The sequence below is a fragment of the Sorangium sp. So ce448 genome (genome assembly GCF_051520915.1).
Classification (GTDB): Bacteria; Myxococcota_A; Polyangia; order Polyangiales; family Polyangiaceae; genus Sorangium; species Sorangium cellulosum_B.
The window spans coordinates 10,944,054-10,958,530 of the sequence record NZ_CP150343.1 but is presented as its reverse complement, the minus strand read 5'-3'; the positions used below and the strand labels follow the sequence as shown (position 1 = coordinate 10,958,530).

At 69.8% G+C, this 14,477-nt stretch carries 16 protein-coding genes; 5 read left to right on the top strand and 11 right to left on the bottom strand.

Annotation, left to right across the window (positions count from 1 at the left end):
- Positions 1 to 179: 179 nt before the first annotated feature.
- The 3 genes from WMF45_RS41390 to WMF45_RS41380 all read right to left on the bottom strand — a co-directional run bounded on the left by WMF45_RS41390 (position 180) and on the right by WMF45_RS41380 (position 3,517).
- A complete protein-coding gene (locus WMF45_RS41390) occupies positions 180 to 1,478 on the bottom strand; it encodes a hypothetical protein (RefSeq protein WP_437711740.1) in 1,299 nt (432 codons plus the stop codon).
- Positions 1,479 to 2,195: 717 nt separating this feature from the next.
- Positions 2,196 to 2,651: a hypothetical protein gene (locus tag WMF45_RS41385; protein ID WP_437711739.1), complete on the bottom strand. Its 456-nt coding sequence runs from the start codon at positions 2,649 to 2,651 to the stop codon at positions 2,196 to 2,198.
- A 23-nt stretch (positions 2,652 to 2,674) separates the two neighbouring features.
- Positions 2,675 to 3,517, bottom strand: a complete 843-nt coding sequence (locus tag WMF45_RS41380) for a hypothetical protein (protein ID WP_437711737.1) — start codon at positions 3,515 to 3,517, stop codon at positions 2,675 to 2,677.
- 321 nt (positions 3,518 to 3,838) lie between these two features.
- Here WMF45_RS41380 and WMF45_RS41375 point away from each other — a divergent pair, with 321 nt between their 5' ends.
- Positions 3,839 to 5,713, top strand: coding sequence for a cytochrome-c peroxidase (locus tag WMF45_RS41375; RefSeq protein WP_437711735.1), 1,875 nt, complete (start codon positions 3,839 to 3,841; stop codon positions 5,711 to 5,713).
- A gap of 63 nt (positions 5,714 to 5,776) precedes the next feature.
- Here the strand turns inward: WMF45_RS41375 and WMF45_RS41370 are convergent, their stop codons facing one another.
- Together WMF45_RS41370 and WMF45_RS41365 are read right to left on the bottom strand one after the other, a co-directional pair.
- Positions 5,777 to 6,214: a hypothetical protein gene (locus WMF45_RS41370; RefSeq protein ID WP_437711733.1), complete on the bottom strand. Its 438-nt coding sequence runs from the start codon at positions 6,212 to 6,214 to the stop codon at positions 5,777 to 5,779.
- Positions 6,215 to 6,269: 55 nt separating this feature from the next.
- On the bottom strand, positions 6,270 to 6,767 hold the full coding sequence (locus WMF45_RS41365) for a DUF4260 domain-containing protein (protein WP_437711731.1): 498 nt from the start codon (positions 6,765 to 6,767) through the stop codon (positions 6,270 to 6,272).
- A 71-nt stretch (positions 6,768 to 6,838) separates the two neighbouring features.
- Between WMF45_RS41365 and WMF45_RS41360 the strand changes: the two genes are divergently transcribed.
- The gene (locus tag WMF45_RS41360; protein ID WP_437711730.1) at positions 6,839 to 7,843 is read left to right on the top strand and encodes a LysR family transcriptional regulator; all 1,005 of its coding nucleotides are present in this window, start codon (positions 6,839 to 6,841) and stop codon (positions 7,841 to 7,843) included.
- Positions 7,844 to 8,098: 255 nt separating this feature from the next.
- Here the strand turns inward: WMF45_RS41360 and WMF45_RS41355 are convergent, their stop codons facing one another.
- Complete coding sequence (locus WMF45_RS41355) at positions 8,099 to 8,467, bottom strand: DUF5615 family PIN-like protein (protein ID WP_437711728.1); 369 nt, start codon at positions 8,465 to 8,467, stop codon at positions 8,099 to 8,101.
- Positions 8,467 to 8,703: a DUF433 domain-containing protein gene (locus WMF45_RS41350; RefSeq protein WP_061616646.1), complete on the bottom strand. Its 237-nt coding sequence runs from the start codon at positions 8,701 to 8,703 to the stop codon at positions 8,467 to 8,469. Before WMF45_RS41350 ends, WMF45_RS41355 begins: the two co-directional genes overlap by 1 nt.
- A 232-nt stretch (positions 8,704 to 8,935) precedes the next feature.
- On the opposite strand from WMF45_RS41350, the gene WMF45_RS41345 reads away from it, so the two are divergent.
- Positions 8,936 to 10,810, top strand: a complete 1,875-nt coding sequence (locus WMF45_RS41345; protein ID WP_437711726.1) for a metallophosphoesterase family protein — start codon at positions 8,936 to 8,938, stop codon at positions 10,808 to 10,810.
- Positions 10,811 to 10,921: 111 nt separating this feature from the next.
- Here the strand turns inward: WMF45_RS41345 and WMF45_RS41340 are convergent, their stop codons facing one another.
- Positions 10,922 to 11,137, bottom strand: a complete 216-nt coding sequence (locus WMF45_RS41340) for a hypothetical protein (protein ID WP_437711724.1) — start codon at positions 11,135 to 11,137, stop codon at positions 10,922 to 10,924.
- A gap of 624 nt (positions 11,138 to 11,761) precedes the next feature.
- On the opposite strand from WMF45_RS41340, the gene WMF45_RS41335 reads away from it, so the two are divergent.
- Complete coding sequence (locus WMF45_RS41335; protein WP_437711723.1) at positions 11,762 to 12,166, top strand: hypothetical protein; 405 nt, start codon at positions 11,762 to 11,764, stop codon at positions 12,164 to 12,166.
- A complete protein-coding gene (locus WMF45_RS41330; RefSeq protein ID WP_437711721.1) occupies positions 12,163 to 12,675 on the top strand; it encodes a hypothetical protein in 513 nt (170 codons plus the stop codon). The genes WMF45_RS41335 and WMF45_RS41330 overlap by 4 nt, the downstream gene beginning before the upstream one ends.
- Before the next feature lie 155 nt (positions 12,676 to 12,830).
- Here the strand turns inward: WMF45_RS41330 and tnpA are convergent, their stop codons facing one another.
- The 3 genes from tnpA to WMF45_RS41315 all read right to left on the bottom strand — a co-directional run bounded on the left by tnpA (position 12,831) and on the right by WMF45_RS41315 (position 14,402).
- On the bottom strand, positions 12,831 to 13,157 hold the full coding sequence (tnpA, locus tag WMF45_RS41325) for an IS66 family insertion sequence element accessory protein TnpA (RefSeq protein ID WP_437711720.1): 327 nt from the start codon (positions 13,155 to 13,157) through the stop codon (positions 12,831 to 12,833).
- A gap of 42 nt (positions 13,158 to 13,199) precedes the next feature.
- A complete protein-coding gene (locus WMF45_RS41320; protein ID WP_437711718.1) occupies positions 13,200 to 13,451 on the bottom strand; it encodes an addiction module protein in 252 nt (83 codons plus the stop codon).
- A gap of 153 nt (positions 13,452 to 13,604) precedes the next feature.
- Positions 13,605 to 14,402 carry a TauD/TfdA dioxygenase family protein gene (locus tag WMF45_RS41315; RefSeq protein WP_437711716.1) on the bottom strand — a complete coding sequence of 266 codons (798 nt, stop codon included), beginning with the start codon at positions 14,400 to 14,402 and terminating at the stop codon, positions 13,605 to 13,607.
- Between the last annotated feature and the right edge of the window lie 75 nt (positions 14,403 to 14,477).

The window sequence follows — 14,477 nt, the reverse complement described above, 5'->3', positions numbered from 1 at the left end:
GGAGGGCAAGATGATCTCGGGCGGGGACGGCGTCGCCGTGGAAGACGGGAAGGTCCCTGGCCGCCTTGGCATGATGCCGACCCGCCGAACCCCCTGGCGGTGAGCCGCGGGCCGGGCTGCCGAGCGAAGCGAGGCTGCCCGGACCGTCGGCTCCACCGCCTTGTTGGGCGGCTGGTTGGTTAGTCCGAGCTGTGTTCGTGCCCAGAGCGGGGCCCGTGCGCCCGGCAAATGTGATCCCGGCACTGGGTCGTGTTTTCGCAGGAGTCGGGCCCCGCCACGAAGCCGTCGGGGCACGTGCAGATGTTGCAAGCAGCGTTCGGGATGCACTTCTTACCGTCGCAGTGCGTCCCCGAGCCACACTTCTTGCCGCACGAACCGCAGTTCGTGTTGCTGCGGATCGATTTGCAGGTGCCGCCGCACAACCCGTAGTTCACGGGGCATGCGCACGCGCCCTGATCGCAGCGCTGGGACGCGGGACACGTGTTGCCGCACGCGCCGCAGTTCTCGACGTCACGGTCGAGGTAGGCACACCCGGCACCGCAAGCGGTCTCCCCGGGAAGGCACGCGGACGTGGGGGCGCCGTACTTTTTTTGGAGCATCCGCTTGTCGATCTCGCTCAGCTCGCCGCCGTTCGTGTATTCGCTCGAGCAATAGCTCATGATGGAGTTCGCATCCCATTGCCCCTCCTCCGCGTTGCAAGGACGCTCGCCGTTGGTGTCGCGATCGGTGCACCACACGGGCGTGGATGCGCGCCCTTGCTCGTGCAGGAAGCCGAGCGCGTGCCCGAACTCGTGCGTCGCGATCACTTTGATGAACCACGTTCGCGGACGAGCGTCGCTGAACGTGACCCCCGACGTCGGATGAGCGGCGGTAGCGGGTGGCCACGCCGACATGTCGAAGTTCAGGACCATGCCGCCGTCAAGCACTTGGAGCGGAGCGCCGGCCGGATCGTTCTTCAGGGAGGCCGTGACGCCGTTCAGCTCGGTCATACCGACGCCGGAGGCCGGGTTCACGTCGGCGATGATGATGTGAATGCCCTTCACTCCAGGCGCGCACTTGGGCCAGTCGTCCGCGAAGCGGACCTGCGACCATCGCTCCCACGTGTCGCGGACGGCCTCGCGGACCTGGAATCGGGCGTCTTGATCATTGGACGTCGGGTTCTCCCAGCAGACGGGGATCGGCATCACCGTCGAGGGCCAGAACGCCGTCGCGTCAGCGGCACACGCGTGCGAGACAATCGTGCCCGGGCCCTGGGAGCCACCCGGCGATCCCGCGCCGCCCGGGTTCTCGATGAGGTCGTGACACTCCTTGCCTGCATTGAAGTTGCCGTGCTTTTCGAGATCGATGAGCGCGCGGCACAGGTCGGCGACCGTTTCGGGCGGGGGAGGTGAGCCGGCGCATCCGCTGGGGAACAGCATGCACGTCGGGGCCAGGGCGAGCGCGCCCGCGGCGAAGAGATGGTGGCGAGTCGAACGCATCGTGCTGGTTCCTTCCGTGAGGGTGAAAAGGGAGCGACGCCTCATTCACTCAGCCCCTGTCAGGGAACAACGTCGGGAGCTCGAGGCGCCAGCTCCGCGACAGCCTCTCGGCTCAACCTACTGCACGCGAATGCGTCGCAGCCGCCCCCCCAACGTCGCAATCAGCTGTGCTGAGCGACCTATCTTCGCGGCGCACAGCGAAGCAAGATGCGCGCCTGCAATCGATTGCCTCGGGCGACCGCTGTGCGGCCGAAATATCCGCAGGCCGCCGCAACTCGCGCCAGGCTTCCGCGTGGAGCGCCTTGAACGCCGATCCCACCCCCTCGTGCCGCTCCGACGCATCGTGGAAAGATAGCGTATTCGAAGGCTGCCCCACCTTGTCAAGGAAGTCGGCGCACGACCGCGCGGGCCCTGCACCGGACGAAGGCGCGTGTGCGGGTACCTTCTGCGACGAGCATCTCCACGACGCCGTGCCTGATCCTCTCAGGGGCGGCGACGAGCCAGAGCCAGCAGTGTGTGCGTCGAGCAGCAACCTCATGTCTCGCCATCGAACGCTCGCTGTAGGTCCTCCGGCAGGCGCCGGCTCGACCCGGCGCGATGTGCCGGAACCTGTGCCTGAGAGACCGTACCCCGGTCTTTCCCCGCCCAACCACTGCGGTTCTGCCGGCGAGTTGGGCGGCACCGTGCCGCGAGAAATCCGCCGGGATGGGCACAGGCTCAACCACCGCCCACCACGATTGGGACGAGGCCGGAGAGGTCGATCTGCGTGACGGTGGCAAATCGGATGCTTGGGAGGCAGACAAGGCGTGCAGCGCGACGAAGGATGGGGGGCGCCTCGGGCTCCAGCAGAGGGCGTACGGGTGCGGCGTCGAGATAGTAGACCGTCTGTCCCCCGTAACCGAGGTCTGCATCAAAGGAGTAGAGGCCACAGGAAGCTTCGAGCGACGGGAGTGCTGGAGATGCCCCTGATGCGCGCCACCGAGCGCTGACGACGGCCTCCGTGATGAGGGGAGCAGATGCGAGGAGCTCGTCGGCCGCTTCGACCGCCTGGTAGTCATCGAATACCGACGCAGGCCACGCCGCGTACGGTCCCGTGAAGACACCCAGCTGGGAGTCCGCATCGACGGCGAACCAGCGCGCCAGAGTGCCTTCGATGTCCCATCGGGTAGTCATGCATTCGTCTCCGCCCGCCGTCCTCAGGCCCTGCCGAGGATGCGGCGGAAGAAACCGGTCTTCGGGGGCGGCGCCTCGACGGGTCGCCCGACCAGCCAGCAGTCGGCGACCACGAGCGTCGCGCGCTCCGGGACCTCCACGGCGTCCGCCGGCGCGACGATGTCGATGGGACCGCCGAGGGTGCGGACGCGCGTATGTACGAACCTGCTCCCGGTGAGCTCGTTGCGTGCAACGGTGACCGACTCGACGTTCCCCGTGAGCAGGGCGCGGGCGCGCGCGCCGAGCTCGCCCTCGGCGCCGAACATGCCGTGCGGCAGGAATGCCTGGTCCGCGAGGCGCATGGGTTTGCCGGGCTCGCGCGGGACGCCGGGCTCTGCCTCGCCGAAGAGCGCCGCCTGCGCGCGCTCGAGGTCGTCGGGCGTGGTGCAGAGTGAAAGGGACGAGGCGAAGCCGACGATGACGACCTCGAACGTCCGCTCGTCCGCGAGCCAGGCCTGATAGGGCTCGAAGAACAGGAATTGCAGCGCGGTCCGCGTGCACATCTCGCCGGACGAAGGGTCGAGCACGTCGCAGTCCGCGCCGCTACAATGCAGGCATTCGCGATCGAGGTGCGGCGCGCTCGTGTGCACCCGCCAGCGCGTGCCGCCGTCGGGCGCGGCGAAGAAGGGGGTGATGCAATCGATCGCCTTCTGGTCGTCAAGCCGGGCAGCGAGCGCGGCGCCGCTCGCGTCGCGGAACCAGAGGTAGTGCGCCGCGGACGCGCCGAGGTCGGGCGGCGGAGCGGCGCGCTCGAGCGCGGCGCCGACCGTACGCCGCAAATCGTCCTCGGAGGAAGCAGCGAAGCCGATCGCGGACAGGTTGCTCATGGGGGAGGTATACCCGAGATCTGCACGCGTGCGTTCATGCGCGCGATTCAACTAGGGGATCTACGGTGCGCGAGGCACCGCCGCACGCCCTCGCGCCGGAGCTCCCTCCCGCTCCGCGCTGCCCCCGTGTGGCTGTCCGTAACACTGATGCCAGGACACTGATGCCAGGCGACCACACCACCTTGCCGCCGCCCATCGCTCCCCGTACCTCCGAACACCGCGCCTCCCGGGCGCGCAGCGCGCCCCCGCGCCCCCGCCCCCGCGCACGCGTCTTGCTCTTGCTCGGCCGCGCGCCGTCGACTCCCCGACAGCGTTCTGGGTTTGCTGTTGCTCGCGCTCGCCGAGCAGCCCGCCACCTCCGGAGGCCTCATGCATTGGAACCTCTCCTGCACGACAACCCACCTGGCCCTCGCGGCCTTGAGCGCGATCGCTGCCGGCGTCGCGGCCTGCTCCTCCCTCCCCGACGACTCCGGGAATCGGTTGCCGTCGGGCCCCGCGAGCGACGCGCCCCCGCCGCCCATCAGCGGCGGCACGCTGCTGATCGCCCGCGACGGGCACACCGCCGTGGCGGCCGACCCCGATCGCGACGGCGTCTGGGTGGTCGACACCGACGGCGGCGAGCCCCGCGCGATCCCCCTCGCGCGCGGCGACGAGCCCGGGCGCGTCGTCGAAGACGGGGCCGGCCGCGTCCACGTCGCCCTGCGCCGCGCAGGCGAGCTCGCGACGATCGATGTCGGGACGGCGAAGGTGCTCGACCGGCGCGCCGTCTGCCCCGCGCCGCGCGGCCTCGCCTACGACGCGTCGCTCGACGCGATCCATGTGGCCTGCGCCGGCGGCGAGCTCGTGACGCTCCCGGCCCAGGGCGGCGCCGCGCTCCGGAAGCTACGGCTCGACGCCGACCTGCGCGACGTGATCGTCGAGGGCGATCGCCTGCTCGTCAGCCGGTTCAGATCCGCGGAGACCCTCGTCATCGGCCCGGACGGAGAGGTGCTCTCGCGGCGGTCGCTCCCGTCGTTCACCGCGAAGGCCGGCGTCGCCCGCGACTACCGCCCCTCGGTCGCCTGGCGCATGGTCGCCCTCCCCGGCGGCGGCGCGGCGATGGTCCACCAGCGCGCGTCGACCTCGCCCGTCGTGCTCGCCCCCACGGGCTACTACGGGGGTGACTACTGCGATAGCGACATCCTGCACGGCGCCGTCAGCGTCCTGCCCCCGGCCTCGGCCGCTCCAGGGGACGGAGCCGAGCTCCCGACGCCGGCCCTCTGGAAGAGGCCGCTCCCGGTCGACATCGCGGTCGCGCCGGACGGAAAGCGCGCCGCTGTCGTGAGCGCCGGCAGCTACATCATCGAGTTCATCGACCTCGACACCGTCACGAGCGAGGAGGCCTCGGGCACGTGCCGTATCAACAGGCCGGTGCAGCTCTCCATCCAGCCGATCGCCGTCGCCTTCACGGCGCGGGGCGCTGCAGTCGTCCAGTCCCGCGAGCCGGCGAGGATCGAGGTGCTCGATATCGACGGGCGCGATCACTACTACTCGTTCGATCGCGGGGACGTCGACCTCCCCGGCGACAGCGTGGCGGACCCGGGACACGCGCTGTTCCACGAGCCGCCGAGCGGCTCCCGCGGCGTCGCGTGCGCCTCCTGCCATCCGGAAGCGCACGAGGACGGTCACACGTGGCGCTTCGACAAGCTCGGCCTCCGGCGCACCCAGACGGTCGCGGGCGGCGTGCTCAAGACAGCTCCCTTCCACTGGAGCGGCGATCAGATCGACCTCACCCACCTCATGCAGGAGGTCTTCGTATCGCGCATGCGCGGCTTACTACTGCCCGGAGCTCGGGATATCGAGCTCCTCGGGCGCTTCCTCGACAGCGTGCCGGCGTTCCCTGCCTCGCCCCCCGACGACCTGGCCGCCGTCCGGCGAGGAGAGGCCCTGTTCCATGACCCGCAGGTAGGCTGCGCGAAATGCCACGCTGGGCCGATGCTCACGAACAACCTCAACGAGGATGTCGGGTTCGGCGAGGCATTCCAGGTGCCCTCGCTGATCGGCCTCTCCGCGCGAGCGCCGTTCATGCACGACGGCTGCGCGAAGACGCTCCGCGACCGGTTCGACCCGGCCTGCGGCGGCGACCGCCACGGCGACGTCTCCGCGCTCGCCCCGGCGCAGCTCGACGATCTCGTGGCGTACCTCGAGTCGCTCTGACGCGACGGAAGACGCTCAGCCGTGGCTCGCTGATGCCTTCTACTCCGCCCGCCTCCGCTCCCGTCAGGGCATCGGGTACACGAGCGAGAGCCCGGCGACGCACATCTCGTCGAACGTATTCCCCTCGCCGTAGGCCACGTCGATCGTCGAGATCATGTTCGCCTCCTTGAGCGCCTTGACCACGTACGGGTTCTCCGTCGAGTTATCGTACGTGCACCGGATCTGGAGCACATCGCCCGGATCGAGCGTCGGGAGCGTCTCGATGGGCGCGTCGTACGAGTACGAGCGCTGCCAGGAGAACTCCCACTTCGGCGCGTGCGCCAGGCACTCCTCCTTGGGTTGATCGGGTGAGCCGTTCGCCCGCGTGACCGTCACCTTCTCGTCGAAGCCCAGGTAGTGCATGTGCAGAAATTCGCCATAGACGCGCGTGCCCGGCGGGAACGGCATCTCTTGCGAGCCGGGCGAGTCCGGGGCCGGGACCATGAACTGCTCGGTCTCCACGTGGTTCTTGCTGTCCGCGGGGATCAGGAACTCGACGCCGTTCCTGCAGCCGTCTTCAGGCCGGCGAGCGTTGAAACCATCGTTGCTTGAAAGAGCGCTTCGCGCCCACGCGGCCGAGGTGCGTGTCGCCGAACGCCGTCCCGTACTTGAGCCCATAGCCCAGCATCCGATCGAAGCCGATGTGCCCGACCCAGATCGCCGCGCCGAGCAGCAGCGCCGGCGAGCCAAGCGCGACCGACGCGACCGCGAGCAGCGCCGGAGCCAGATGGCTGTGTCCCGCGTTGTAGGCCACCGCGCCCACCCGCGGGCCCGCAAGGTAGCCGAGCATCGACAGGTCGGGCAGGAGGAACAGCGCCGCGAACCATCCCCAGCTCCCGCCCAGGTGCGCGTAGGCGAGCAGCGCTGCTCCGAGCACGAGCGCGCCCTCGAGGCGCAGGAGCGCGCGCGGCGTGCCCGTGGCCCCGCCCGCCGCGACCTCGCAGGTGGGCTGCGGCGCGGGGCGGCGGGTAGGGGGAGCGAGGTCGAGCGCAGGGAGCATCGCGGCGGTGGTCATGGTCGTTGTCCTCGTCGAGCGTACCGGCGCGGGTGCCGGCGACGTGGAGAGCATGGTCGCTGCGGGTGCTCATGAACATTGTACAAATGCGTCCATCCGCTCATCATCTTTTGATGAGCCCAGCCGAGCCCTCGTGGGACCTCTACGGTGCCTTCCTTGCCGTCATGCGTACCGGCAGCCTCTCCGCCGCCGCGCGTGCCCTCGACGTCGCGCAGCCCACGGTGCGCCGCCAGATCGAGCAGCTCGAGTCGCAGCTCGGCGTCGTGCTGTTCACCCGCGCGCCGAACGGCCTGGTGCCGACCGAGCTCGCGCTTGCCACGCTGCCCTACGCCGAGTCCATCGCCGCGAGCGCGCGCGCCCTCGTGCGCGCCGTGTCGAGCCCCACCGATGCCGACCGCGGCACCGTGCGCGTCACGTGCAGCGAGGTCGTCGGCGCCGAGGTGCTTCCCCCGATGCTCGCCCCGCTCCTCGTCGCTCATCCGCGCCTTCATATCGAGCTCGTCGCCACGAATCGCACCGAGGATCTCCTGCGCCGCGACGCCGATGTCGCCGTGCGCATGGCGGAGCCGACGCAGGCCGGCCTGGTGAGGCGCTGCGCCGGGCGCGTCGAGCTCGGCCTCTTCGCCACCAAGGCGTACCTCGCCGCGCACGCTGCCCCGACGTCGCTCGCGGGGCTCGTGCAGGGCCACGCCCTCATCGGCGCCGACGGCTCCCGCGCCATCATCGACGCGCTCGCCGCCGCCGGGCTCATCACAACGCCGCGCGATTATGCGTTTCGCAGCGACAGCGATGTCGTGAAGCTCGCCGCGGTGCGCACCGGCCTCGGCATCGGGGTGTGCCAGCTCCCGCTCAGCCGGCGGCCGGTGCCGCTCGTGCGCGTGCTGCCCGCGCTCGCCTTCCATTTGGACGCCTGGGTCGTCATGCACGAGGATCTGCGCGCCGTGCGCCGCGTCCGCCTCGTCTTCGAGCACCTCGTCGCGCAGCTCGGTGCCTATGCGACCCAGGCACGCGAAACACGGCCGGTGGCGGCGAAGGCCCGGCCCCCGGGCACGCGGGGAAGGCGCAGCTCGGGCTGAGCGGCGAGGAACCCTTCATGACGACCGAGGTGGGGTCTTCCACCTGGCCCACGTTGACACTGCGCCCGCCCGCCCGCCGGACGTCGCGATCCGTCGCGTCGCAGGGCTGGCGGCGGGTTATCGCATGCAGGCGGCGAGGCGCCGCGGCCAATCCGGGTGCAGCGGCGGCCATGGGGGTGATCTGCTGCGGGCGCCCGCCGAAGCGAGGAAGGGCGCACGTCAGCAGCATTGGCCTGTTCGACCGAGAGCGTCAGATCAACGGTTCGGTTCGGGCCACCGAACGCGAATCTTGGTGTCCGTTGCAACCACGAAGCACCCGGCCCAGCGCTCGACGTCCTCTGTCCGGAAGAGACACTCGATGTAGGCCTTGAGTACCCGCCGGCTTGGATCCGCGAGGCGGAGGAGCAGGAGCCCGTGGTGTGTTCCAGGGGCGAACTGCCGCAGATCCGAGAAGTCGAGATCCTGCGTGATCAGAAAACGCTTGTCCGCCTGAGCCGCCGCCCACACGCCGGCGTCTGGCGACCCCTGAAGCCCCTCTTGGTGCACCGAGTCCGCGTCGTGGCCGAGCTGCACAAGCGCCTCGACCAGGGAAGTCGGCAGATTCTCATCCAGTTTGATGCGCATCAGAAGCCGACGACCTTGGGCGCCGGTAGGTCTTCCCGGACGGAATCCGCGGCGAACGCGATCACTGCGCGCACGTCGTCCGCGGTCAGGGTCGGGTAGTCGCTGAGGATGTCCTCGATCGAGTCGCCGTCAGAGAGGCTGGCGAGCAGCGTGCGGAGCGTGACCCGCGTCCCCTTGATGACCGGCTCGCCCCCGCAGACGAGAGGATCTCGTACGATTCGGTCGCGGTGGTTCATGACGTGAACTCTACCACAGCTTCGGCTCGGCTTCGGCGGTCTCTGCTGCCGACCCGCAGCCGAGTCTGGCCGCTACGCTCGCCAGTGACGGCGTGCTTCGGCGCGGCGCTCGTGGTGCGCTGACATAGCTTCCACGAGGGCATGATCGCTCAGATGGGCCTCGCCCGGCCAGGGCGACGCCCGTTCGCGCGAGGCGGCCGACGGGAGCCGCGCCCGGGTATAGTGGCCGCCTATGCTCGATCGCCAACAGGTGTTGCACCAGACGCGGACCCGCCTGCACCCGGAGCGCATCGCCCGGCGGGAGGGCGCGCTCGCGCGAGCGCGCATGCTGATCGAGGGCTCCCTCGGGCAGCTCGACGAGACCGGCCTCCGGCGGCTCCTCCAGCTCTTCAACGCCGACCACGTCGACGGCCGCGACGTGAACAATCGCTTCGCCACCGGCCTGGTCGGCAACAACGCGAACCTGCTGGTCGCCGCGCTCGACGGCGTGAACGCGGCGGTGCCTTCTTTATGGCAAGCCGACGATGCCTGGCTCGCCGAGCACCTGGCCGCGCTCCGCCGCGGGGGCAGCCTGCCGGGCGGCGGCTGGCTGTTCCCGTCGATGATCCTGCACACCCGGGATCCCATGCGCTTCTCGCCGGCGACCACGACGATGGCGCGGGGGCTCGCCGCGATCGACGGCGGCCCGCCCATCGCGCTCGGCAAGCCGACCGGGTACCTCGACTACAGCGCACGCGTCCGCAAGCTCCTCGAGGAACACACGATCTCGCCACACGGCGCCGACGTGCTGCTCTGGCAGGGGGCCCAGCTCGCCGGAGAGGCCGCGGACTCGGACGCGGGCGAGCTCGAAGAATCCCCGGCCGCGACCCCCGCGCCGGAGCCCGCGCGGCCGACCGCCGGACGCGACGCCACGACCGTCGACCTGGCCGCTCGGGGTCTCGACTCCTCGGACAAGCTGTCGCGCTCGACCCGCCCTCCCGAGAAAGACCCGAGCGCCCCGCGGCCAGCGCCGTCCACGCCCGCGAGGCCCGCTTCGGTCGGCTGGCTGCACCTCACCGACCTCCACCAGGGCATGGGCGGCACGAGCTGGCTGTGGCCGAACGTCATGGCCACGCTGTTCGACGACCTCGCGCGCCTGCACGACCTGTGCGGCCCGTGGGACCTCGTGCTGTTCACCGGGGACCTGACCCAGCGCGGCAGCGCCGACGAGTTCAAGAAGCTCGACGCTACCCTCGACAGGCTGTGGCGGCGCTTCGACCAGCTCGGCTCGCAACCGCGGCTGATCACCGTGCCCGGCAACCACGACCTGAGGCGCCCCAGCGATCTCGATCCGTACGTGCTCGCCCTCTCGCAGTGGCACGCCAACGCGCGCCTGCGCGACCAGGTGTTCGACGTGAATGACAGCCTCGGCTACCGCGAGCGCCTCGCGCAGATCTTCAGGCCCTACACCGCGTGGGTCGATTCCTGCCGGTGGCACGTCCGCGACCGCCGGACGCTCGGCATCCTGCCGGGCGACAGCTCGACCTCGCTGTCGCTCCACGGCCTCGAGCTCGGCGTCATCGGTCTCAACTCGGCCTTCCTGCAGCTCACCGGCGGCGACTACCAGGAGCGCCTCGCCGTGGACCCGCGCCAGCTCCACGTCGTCTGCGACGAGGACGCCCCCGAGTGGTTGCAGCGCCACCACATCAACCTGCTGCTCACCCACCACCCGCCCGAGTGGCTCCACCCGCAGGCACGCCAGGACTTCCGCCAGGAGGTCGACCCGGCCGGTCGCTTCGCCGCCCACTTCTTCGGCCACATGCACGAGGGCACCGCCACCTCGACCGCCCACGGCGGCGGCCACGCGCGTCACGCCCTGCAGGGCGCCTCCCTCTTCGGTCTCGAGGAGCACGACGGCCCCGGCGGCCGCGGCGTCACCCGCCTCCATGGCTTCAGCGCCGGCCGCTTCGAGCTGCTCCCCGGCGCCGCGCAGGCCCGCGTGCGCGTCTTTCCCCGGCGCATGTTCACGAGCGCCGGCGGGCGGAAGATCGACCGTGACGTCTCCGCCTACCACCTCGATGAGCGCGGCTCGTTCGCCTACGAGGTCCCGACCGCCCGCCGCACATGACGCCTCGCCCGCGCCACGCTCACCCTCCGGCAACTGGTCGTGGAAGGTGGCAGTACTCACATGCCCCCTGGGCGCGCCGCTGGACCAGCTCTCGCGTGTCGCTCGGCAGCTTCACGACGCCGCGCGCATGCTCCATACCTCCTCTGCCTGAAGCTTGAGGAGGCTGAGCATGTCGTTCAAGCGGACGACCTCGGTATATTCTCTGTGCTCTTCAGGCGTGAGGACGCCGCTTGTGCTCTTCTGAGCGAGCTCCTCGACGCGGGGCGCCAGGTCCTTGCTGACGGCGTCGAGCGCCGCCTCGAGCTGCTCGATGGTTCGCTTCTCCATGAGTGTCTCCGTCTTCAGCGCCTCGCGTCAGGATGTCATCGGTCTGCCGTCGGTTCAAGGTCCGCAACGGATCGGCGGCCGTGCAGCCCACCCGAGCATCGAACGCATCAGCGAGGCCGGCTGGGAGGCGGACTGGGCCAGCGACGGCGGCCCGGGCACGCCGGGGCGGGGCGGCGGCGGAGGCGGCGGCCGCAGGGGCGGGCTCGGCGTGTGCGGCGTGCAGGGGAGGCTCGGGCGGGGGCGGCGGGCGGTGGACGACCGACCGTGCCGCCGCAATGGACCGAAGAAACGGCGGCGAGGAGCAACCACGCCGCGCAGCTCACCGTCTTCCGCATGCTCGATCCCTGTGCGGCAGGCGAAGTGTCCCCGATCCCTGGCAACGTTGATGGGGTCGCCGCCCCGGCGTCCCGCGCCGCTCCGCCCGCCCAACGTCCCCGCATTCAGCTGCGTGGTCCAGAGGGAGCGAGCGACCGATGGCCACGGCTGCTGCAATACGATGTCGAGCAGCCCATTGCGTCTTCCGCAGCAGAGGACCATTGATGTGGTTCCGGCGCGAATGCGTCCGGGCGCGGACTCTGGCCGCGTGATCTGGCATCGCAAACCGGAACATGGTACAGTGCATCAATGAGCCTGGCAGACGTTCTAAAACAGCGTGGGGAAGAGAAGGCGACCGACCTCGAGGAATTCGAGAAGGTCGCGACAACGCTGATGGGCGACATCAGTAAGTGGGTGGAGGGGTTGCCGCTAGGGGTACAGGAGTGGAGCGTGCTCGTGCAGCACATTGACAAACGTCTCAATCTGCCGGCGATTACAATCCACTTCAAAGACGACCAAGTGACCGTGCAGCCGCGGTCGTTTCTAGCGGGGCGACGACCTCAGGTCGAGGTTAGCTCGGGCGCGCGCGCCGCCCTCTTGGAATATGTTGGCGCGTCCGGATGGATGTATTCCTGGGAGGGGGTTCACGGCCCGCTCAAGCCTCTGACCGAGGAAACCTTCCGCGACGAAGTTCTCGCGGAGCTTCTACGATGAAGCACCTCGACAAGGCTAAAGCCTGGTACGATGCTCAGCTTTCTCGGCTGAAACACATTCAGGAACTCAGTGAAGAGCATGACCAGGAGACTCACTTGCGAGCGCTGCTTGGCGACCTGTTGCGTTTCAAGAAGGGCGAGCGGAAGGTGCGGCTCAAGGAGGAGCGCGAGGACCTGTACCGAGTAGCCCTCATGCGACTGTTTGCAGGGTTCGAGGCGGACTTCAAGGATGGCTTCTTCGAGTACATTGCCAAGCGCAGCGGGATGTCGAAGAAGCAAGTTACAGAAACGCTGCCGGACGCGATCTCGACATGGATAGTGATGTATCGCGTCCTCGAGCCGCAAAGCTTCTCGGAATCGTTGTTGGGTCAGATCAATCGAATTCGTGACGAGCGCAATCGACTGGCTCACGGAGGGTTCCACCAGGAGCTCGCCCATACCACGCCCGACGAGGCATACGGCGCGCTCAGGCAGCCACTCGAGACCCTTGCCGCAAAAGTTCAGGGCTAGGCATAATAGTCGTAGCCGCTCCGCAGAGCGCGTTCTGACGCGTGCTTGTGGAAGGCGGTCGCGTGCGTAGAGTCGCCGTGCGATGACGAAGCGACGGAGCGAGGAGGAGGGAGTCGAGGTCCCGAGCCTGACGGCGGCGGTGCTGAAGCGCAGCGTCAGCACGGCATCTCCTCGGCCGCCAGCGTCAGCACGCGCTCGAGCGTGGCAGGGTCGAAGCCCGGCCGAACGCGGACCACCCGCCCGTTGGGCGGCGCGATCTCGATCGGCTCCGTCACGACCGGCGACGCGTCGGCCACCACGTGCACCGGCAAGAACCGCGGCGGCTCGGTCGACGACGACGGCGAGGGCTGCGAGGGCCCGTCAGCCCGCAGCTTCCAGTGCCACCAGTACAGCTGCTTCGGCGTGCACCCCTCGCGCCGCGCGAACTTCTCGGCGCTTAGGCGAACCGTGCCGCTACGCGTGGATCCCGTTCCGCGTACCACGCCGCAGCCTCCTCGGCTTCCGCGAGTGCGGCTGGCAGGACCTCAAGGAGCTTCACGACGGCCGTTTGCAGCCGCCAGGATGCGGCGCCTGGCTTCCGGCCAAGGGACCGGCGTGACGACCCCGGCGTCGACGTCGGCGAGACGTTGCTGGATCTCCTCGGCCCACGCAGCCTCGACCTCCCCGGTCCTTTGCTCGGTCTCATCGAGGCTCCGGATCAGCGCGGCCGCCACGGCCGCTCGGTCCTCCGCCGACAGACGCAGCGCTGCGACCAGGACATTCTCGACGTCGCTCATGATGCAGGGAGCTTACCGCGAGTTCGGTCGGGTCACGAGCCGGGCCCGCCTCGGCGCGGGTCCTCGGCGAGGGGCCGTGGCTCGCGGCGGCCCTGGTCCTTGGTCCGCTGCCCGGCGAGGGCCGGCCTGAAGGTCACGCGTGGGGGCGCGGCGTCAGCCGAGCACGCCGAACAGCTCGCCTTCGAGCGGCCGCGAGCGGAACCCGTCGGGCCCCTGGGGCAGCTCGCCTGCGACGGTGATGCGGCGGACGACGCGCGGCAGGTCGAAGTGGGCGTAGTCGATGGGGCCGGCGTGGGCGGTGGCCTGGTTGTCCCATACGGCGATCGCGTTGGGCGTCCAGCGGAAGCGCACCGCGTACTCGGGCCGCGTCACCTCGTCGGCCAGCATATCGAGGAGCGCCTGGCTCTCGCGCTCTCGCAGGCCCACGATGTGGCTCGTCGTCCCCGGGTTGACGAACAGCGATTTGCGGCCGGTCCGCGGGTGCACGCGCACGAGCGGGTGAAGCGCGGCGAACGGGCCTGCGGCCCTGCGGCCCGGCCTGGGCTCTCCGTTATCGTAGCTGCTCGTGCGGTGGACGGCCTGGAGCCCGTCGACGAGCGCCTTGATCGTGGGCGACAGGCCGTCGTAGGCGCACTCGAGGTTGCTCCAGAGCGTGTCGCCGCCGTACGGCGGGATCTCCACGCCGCGCAGGATGGAGTACCTGTTCGGGTTGGCGACGAAGGTGATGTCGATGTGCCAGCCCTTGTAGTCGCGCGGCGGCTTGGCGGTGGGGATGGAGAGGTCCGACCGGTGGTTCTCCTTGTACTCGGCGGCCTTTCGTTCCCAGATCTCCGGGTGCTCGGGGAGCCCCAGCGCGATCGGGTGGGCCGGCGTGAGCGGGCCGAAGCTGCGGCCGAAGGTGAGCAGCTGTTCGTTGGAGATGTCAGCGCGCCGCTGGCCGGGTCCAGGCACAGCACCTGCCGGGTGATCGCGGCGAGCCGGTCGAACGCGCCACGCAAGTCCACTGGACCGACCGCCAGATAGACG